The sequence below is a fragment of the Niveispirillum sp. genome (genome assembly GCF_017996735.1).
Taxonomy (GTDB): domain Bacteria; phylum Pseudomonadota; class Alphaproteobacteria; order Azospirillales; family Azospirillaceae; genus Niveispirillum.
Map to the genome: position 1 here is coordinate 1 of NZ_JAGOGJ010000221.1, position 6,288 is coordinate 6,288.

5 protein-coding genes are annotated in these 6,288 nt (G+C 66.6%); 4 read left to right on the forward strand and 1 reads right to left on the reverse strand.

The genetic code is table 11. The annotated features are described in order from the left end of the window. Positions 1–630 (reverse strand): M81 family metallopeptidase (locus tag KBA48_RS31795; protein WP_292912688.1); only part of this gene is annotated, 630 nt, incomplete at its 3' end. Between the two features lie 265 nt (positions 631–895). Here KBA48_RS31795 and KBA48_RS31800 point away from each other — a divergent pair. From KBA48_RS31800 to KBA48_RS31815, 4 genes are read left to right on the forward strand one after another with little or no spacing between them, the layout of a single operon-like run. After that, complete coding sequence (locus tag KBA48_RS31800; RefSeq protein ID WP_292912689.1) at positions 896–2,677, forward strand: CocE/NonD family hydrolase; 1,782 nt, start codon at positions 896–898, stop codon at positions 2,675–2,677. Then, complete coding sequence (locus KBA48_RS31805) at positions 2,674–3,975, forward strand: MFS transporter (RefSeq protein WP_292912690.1); 1,302 nt, start codon at positions 2,674–2,676, stop codon at positions 3,973–3,975. Before KBA48_RS31800 ends, KBA48_RS31805 begins: the two co-directional genes overlap by 4 nt. Next, complete coding sequence (locus KBA48_RS31810; RefSeq protein ID WP_292912691.1) at positions 3,975–4,901, forward strand: threonine/serine dehydratase; 927 nt, start codon at positions 3,975–3,977, stop codon at positions 4,899–4,901. Before KBA48_RS31805 ends, KBA48_RS31810 begins: the two co-directional genes overlap by 1 nt. After that, complete coding sequence (locus KBA48_RS31815) at positions 4,895–5,842, forward strand: ornithine cyclodeaminase family protein (protein WP_292912692.1); 948 nt, start codon at positions 4,895–4,897, stop codon at positions 5,840–5,842. Before KBA48_RS31810 ends, KBA48_RS31815 begins: the two co-directional genes overlap by 7 nt. Positions 5,843–6,288 lie beyond the last annotated feature (446 nt).

Here is a 6,288-nt window from a genome sequence, read left to right on the forward strand (position 1 = left end):
GAAGCGCCGCACCGGTGGGTGGGAGGTGTGGAACACACCCAGGGTGCCGCTGTCCCAGGCCCGCATCACGGGCCGGATGCGCCCCTCCGCCGTGGCGATCAGCAGGTCCAGCGTCTCCACGGCGCGGGCATCGCTGTCGCTGTGCGGATATTCCTTGAAGGCGACGATGATGTCGGCGGCACCGACCATGCGGGCCGACAGGTTGGCATGCGGATCGATGGTGGCGCCCACCACGACATCCGATCCCACAAGCGCGCGCACGCGGGCCAGCAGGTCGCCCTCGCAATCATCATAGCCGTCGGCATGCATGGCGCCGTGCAGCGACAGGGCCACGATCTGCACCGGCATCGCATCCGCAAGCTCCCCCAGGATGCGGTCGCGCAGGGTTTCATAGGCGGCACGCACGATCAGACCGCTGGGGTCGGCATAGGCGCAGGTCCCCTCGATCAGGTCGAACGCGCCGCACCGCGCGCGACGGCGGGCCTCCTGACACAGGGCGACGCCGTCGACATGGCTGTCGGGCCGCGCGCCGGGCCCGAACAGGCCGCCCTGCGCAAAGCTGCCCAGATCGACGGGGAAGGGCGCGAATATATTGGTCTCGTTCCAGAGCGCTGCCGTGAAGACCCGCATGTCCGTCCCTTTTTATAAACCTGACATCGCCTTCATAAATCGATGTGCCGATACCCTTTGTCAAATGATTGTTGGGAGGGGAGGGCCGTTTGCCGCCGGGTGTCGTCGCGTGGATTTGAGGCGATTGACACCATATCATAAACCTGACATCAGTATCATATTTTGGCGAGGACCGGGAGGAATGGGGATGTCGGCGGGGGTGACGAGACGCTGGTTTGGCTGCGGCATTGCGCTGGCGGCATTATGGGGGGCCGGGTGCGCTGCGATGGCGACGGCCGGGACCCCGGTGGCGACACCGCCTGCCGCAACCGCGCCGCAGGTGGCGCGGCCCGACACCTCCTATTACCTGGCCATGCGCGATGGCGTGCGGGTGGCGGTCAGCCTCTGGTATCCGGGCGGCAAGCTACCGATGGCGCCCGCACCGGTGCTGCTGATCCAGACCCGGTATGGCCGCACCGGCATCTATAATTTCAACGAAGGCGGCCATTACGCCCTGTACCGGCAGGCCGGCTATGTGGTGGCGGTGATCGACACGCGCGGGTCGACCGCATCGTTCGGCCCGCGCGACGTGGAACTGGGCCCGGATGAGATCGCCGATATGGACGAGATCATCGGCCATCTGAAGGCTCGGTCCTGGTCCAACGGCCAGATCATCGCCGCCGGCCTGTCCTACATGGCGGACACCGCCGACCTGGCCACCGGATCGCCGGCCGGGCTGACCGGTGCCATCATCCGTCAGGCCGATTTCGACGTCTATCGCGGCCTGATGGTGCCGGGCGGCATCTGGAACGACGCGATGCTGGAAGGCTGGGGTGCGGATACGCTGCGCCGCGACCTGGGCCGCTCGGTCGATCCGTCGCTGGGGCTGGATTGCGGGCTGCGTGTCGCCGATTGCCCCAAGCTGTTCCCCCGGCTGCAGCCGGTCGATGATGATACCGATTTCGCCCTGGTCCGCAGGGCCATCGCCGGCCGCAAGCGCTGGACGTCCGCCACCTATGCGGACGTGGCCTTCATCGATGACAGGGCGGCTAACGGCTATGCCCTGGCGCAATTCAGCCCCGCCACCCATCTGGCCGCGATCCGCAAGCAGCGTGTGCCGGTGCAATATTGGGGCAGTTGGATGGATGCCGGCACGGCCGACGGCGCACTCGCCCGTTATAATGCCGCACCGGAGGTACCGGCCCAGGTGATCATCACCGCCAACGACCATGGCGGCGGGCAACTGACCGACCCGTTCCTGTCAGGCGAAAATCCGCCCAACCCGGCGGGTGAGGCACAGGTCGCGGCGATGATGGATTTCGCGGCCAAGGTCCGCGCCGGCCAGCCCATCGGCCGTTCCATCCGCTATTATGTGCTGGGCACCGGTGAGTTTCGGGAAACCCTGGTCTGGCCGCCCAAGGGCATCAGCATGCGGCAGTTCCGCCTTGCCGAGGGATATTTGCTGGCCGCCAGCGCGGGCCGTGCGGGGTCGGATCGCTACGCCGTCGATTTCACCGCCAGCGCGGGTCCCGCTACGCGCTGGAGCACGCAGATGGGCACTGCCGCCGCCTATGGCGACCGCCAGGCCGCCGACGCCAAGCTGCTGACCTATACCAGCGCACCGTTTGATCAGGATATGGAACTGGCCGGGCGGGCCAGTGTCACCCTGACCATGAAGGCGGAGACCGCCGACCCGGCCCTCTTCATTTATCTGGAGGATGTCGCCCCTGACGGGCGTGTCACCTATCTGACCGAGGGCCAGTTGCGCGCCATAAGCCGCAAGCCGGCGGCGCCGGGCGATCTGCCCTATCCGACCGACGGTCCCGCCCATAGCCATAAACGCGCCGACGCGTTGCCGGTGGTGCCGGGTGAGACGTTCGAGATCAGCATCCCAATGTTTCCGGTCGCGGCCCGCATCCGCCGTGGTCATGCGATCCGCATCGCGATTGCCGGCGTCGATGCCGGCACCTTCCGCCGCTATTCGGAGGGCAAGCCGGACGCCTTCACCATCCTGCGCGGTGGCGACAGCGCCAGTGGCGTCACCCTGCCGCTGCGGGTGTGGCAATGAGCGCCGTAACCATGGGGCAGGGGGGCGATGGCTGGCCGTCGCCCGCCCGTGCCTGGTGGGTGATGGTCGTCCTGTTCATCACCGCCATCGTCTATTACACCGACCGCTTCATTCTGAACCTGCTGGTTGATCCCATCCGCGCCGACCTGCACATCACCGACACCCAGGTCAGCCTGCTGCAAGGTGTGGCCTTCACCTTCGTCTATGCAATGGCCGGCCTGCCGCTGGGCCGCTTCGCCGACATCCTGCCCCGGCGCCGGGTGATGGTTGCCGCCGTGACCGTCTGGAGCCTGGCCACGGTGGCCTGCGGCTTCGCGCGGTCGTTTGAGGAGCTGTTCATCGCCCGCATGCTGGTGGGCATCGGGGAGGCGGCACTGGCGCCGGCCGCCGTCTCCATGATGGGCGACTATTTCCCGCCCCATCGCCGGGGCACGGCCATCGGCGTATTCATGACCGGCATGTCGGTGGGCGGCAGCCTGTCGATCGCGGCGGGGGGCGGGTTATTGCAGGCGGCCAATGGCGGCCTGTTCGCGGCACTCCCCGGCTTTGCCGATCTGGCCCCGTGGCGGACGGTGCTGATCCTGCTGGCCGTGCCCAGCCTGCTGGTGATCGCTCTGCTGCTGACGGTGCGCGAACCGGTTCGCCAGGGCGGCGGTGATACGGGGGATCGGGCGCCGTTGAAGGATGTGGTCGCCGGCTTCGTGGAACGCCGGCATATCCTTGTTCCGCTCTATGTTGCGGTGGCGATGGCATCGGTGGGGGATTGCGCCCTGCATAACTGGACACCGTCGCTGCTGTCGCGCCGCTTCGACTATACGCCCGGCGAGATCGGGGCGATCCTGGGCGGGGTTTCGCTGGCCATGGGCGTCATCGGCTCGTTGTTTGGCGGCATGCTCAGCGATCATCTCTATCGTCGCGGCGGGTCACGTGCCCGGCTGCTGGCGGCCTCGATCTTCGCCCTGCTGATGATCGGCGGCTCGGCCGTGGCGCTGGCCGGCAACGGCCTCACCGCCATCGCGCTCTATGCGCTTTGGGCCGTGATGTCGTCGATCGCCGCGACCATCGGGGTGACCATGATCCAGGAAACCATCACCAACCCGATGCGCGGCGTCGGCACCTCCCTGGTGTCGTTCGGCAACATCCTGGTGGGGATGAGCCTGGGCACCAGCCTCACGGCCGTCTTTACCGACTATGTCTATGGCGATCCGCTGGCCATCGGCTGGTCCATCACATCGGTGGCGGCGCCGGCCGGCCTGCTCTCCGCCCTGATGTTCTATCGCGCACTGCGGAGGTCGTGATGCTGGAAGATGTCGAAGCGGCGGCGGCGCGCATCACGGGCCATGTCCGCCACACGCCGATCCTGCCCCTGCGTGGCGGGCTGGGCCTGAAGGCGGAAAGCCTGCAGCCGACGGGATCGTTCAAGATCCGCGGTGCCTTCAACACCATCCTGAGCCTGTCCGCCACCCAGCGCGCGGCCGGGGTCGTGACCCATTCCAGCGGCAATCACGGCCAGGCCGTGGCCTATGCCGCTGCCCGGCTGGGTGTGCGGGCCGTGATCGTGATGCCCGACGACGCGCCGCTGGCCAAGCGGGACGGCATCCGGCACTGGGGCGCGGAAGTGGTCACCGTAGCCGCCGCCAGCGCCGAACGCGCAGCGCGGGCCCATGAAATCGCGGCTGCGGCCGGCTTGACCCTGGTCGAACCCTATGACAGCGAAGCGGTGATCGCCGCCACGGGCACAATCGGGGATGAGATATGGGCCGAACGGCCGGACGTTCGCCGGGTATTTGTCGCGGTGGGCGGCGGCGGTCTGGCCTCCGGTCTGGCCCGCGCGCTGAAGCACCGCAACCCGGCCATACAGGTGATCGGCGTTGAGCCGGAACTGGCCGCTGACGCGCAGGAAAGCAAGAGGTTGGGTTCAATCGTTTCCTGGCCCGGCGACCGGACGGGCCGGACATTGGCTGACGGGTTGCGGGTGCAGCAACTGGGCAACCTGAACTGGCCCCTGATCCGCGACCATGTCGACAGCATCGTCACCATCGATGAGGCCCAGATCCTGCGCACGATCCGGCTGATCGCGACGCAAGCCAAACTGGTCGCCGAACCCAGCGGCGCCGTGGCGGTCGCTGCGGCCCTGGCGGCCGGCGCAAGGGACGGGGATGTGGCCATCCTCAGCGGCGGCAATCTCGATCCCGGTCTGCTGGCGGAGGCCATGACATGCTGATCATTGATGAGGAAACGGCGATGAAAGCGGTGGGAATGGCGGATGCCATCACCGCTGTCGAACAGGCTTTCATCGCGTTGGAGCAGGGCCAGGCGGAACTGTTCCCGGTGGTGACCGGCCATGGCGGTGCCGCCGACCGCTTCTTCGCGATCAAAAGCGGCGTGATCGGCGATCGCGAACTGGTCGGATTGAAGCTTGGCACCTACTGGCCCGCCAACCGAACTGCCGGCCTGCGAAGCCATGGATCGACCACATTGCTGCTGGACATGGCCACAGGCTTTCCACGGGCGCTGGTCAGCGCCAGCGGTTTGACCGCAATCCGGACCGCCGCTGCCGATGCGGTGGCGGTCAAGCATCTGGCGCGTGCCGATGCGGCGACGCTGGGCATCGTCGGGGCCGGTCATCAGGCCTGGTTCGATCTGATAGCCATCTGTCAGGTCCGTCCCATCACCCGGGTCGTGGTCTGGAATCGCGACCTCGCCCGGGCAACCACCTTTGCAGGACGAGTCAAATCGGATCTGGGGATCGACGCCGCAGCGGCCAGCCTGGAATACACTGTGCGGGCAGCCGATATCCTGGTGACCGCGACCGCCGCGCGCGAAGCGTTGGTGAAGGCCCGATGGGTACGGCCCGGCACTCATATTTCCGCGATGGGTGCCGATGGCCCCGGCAAGCAGGAATTAGACACAGACCTGGTGGCTTCGGGTGTTTTGGTGGCTGATATCGTGACCCAGTCATTGACGATCGGTGAATTCGCAGCGGCGGCGCGTGCCGGCCTGATCGGCGCCAATAATGTGACCACGCTTGGCGCTGTCCTGCTGGGACGGGTGAAGCCGGTTGTTCCCGATGCTGTCACGATCTTCGACAGTTCCGGAACGGCGGTCCAGGATATTGCTGTCGCCGGGCTGGCGGTGGAGCGTTACGCATCCACGGGAGCCTGATCCCGTCATCCCATAACCCGCGCCCGCCGTCAGAACAAATGGGACACCGGATTGTGAACGGCGCCGTGCTTTCAAGCGTTTCAATCGCCAGCGCCCACCTCCTTGTGCTCGGGCGTGCCGCACGAGCGGTACGGCGCCATGGTTTTGGTTTCCAAAGCTGCGTGGAAGCCTGCTGCACGACAGTGAGCACGAACTCCGCCTGCGCCGAGGTGCAGACGTGCCAGCCCACGATGTTGCGCACGCCATAACCCCACCAGTTCCCCGCCAACACGCGGCCGCCCTCCGCCCACTCCAACGGGACAAGGCCGACCTGTTAAGGATTAGGGTCTGTGGGGATTCACAAAAGGGGCTTTATGTGATTCAAGCTCTGGATGGATAGGAATCTTCTGACGGACGCCCAATGGGCGAAGATAGAGCCGCACTGCCTTGGCAAGCGCACCGACCCT

Excerpts from the sequence above, each read along its gene's own strand:
- KBA48_RS31805 (WP_292912690.1), top strand. The coding sequence starts at position 2,674 with ATGAGCGCCGTAACCATGGGGCAGGGGGGCGATGGCTGGCCGTCGCCC.
- KBA48_RS31800 (WP_292912689.1), top strand. The coding sequence starts at position 896 with ATGGCGACGGCCGGGACCCCGGTGGCGACACCGCCTGCCGCAACCGCG.
- KBA48_RS31810 (WP_292912691.1), top strand. The coding sequence starts at position 3,975 with ATGCTGGAAGATGTCGAAGCGGCGGCGGCGCGCATCACGGGCCATGTC.
- KBA48_RS31815 (WP_292912692.1), top strand. The coding sequence starts at position 4,895 with ATGCTGATCATTGATGAGGAAACGGCGATGAAAGCGGTGGGAATGGCG.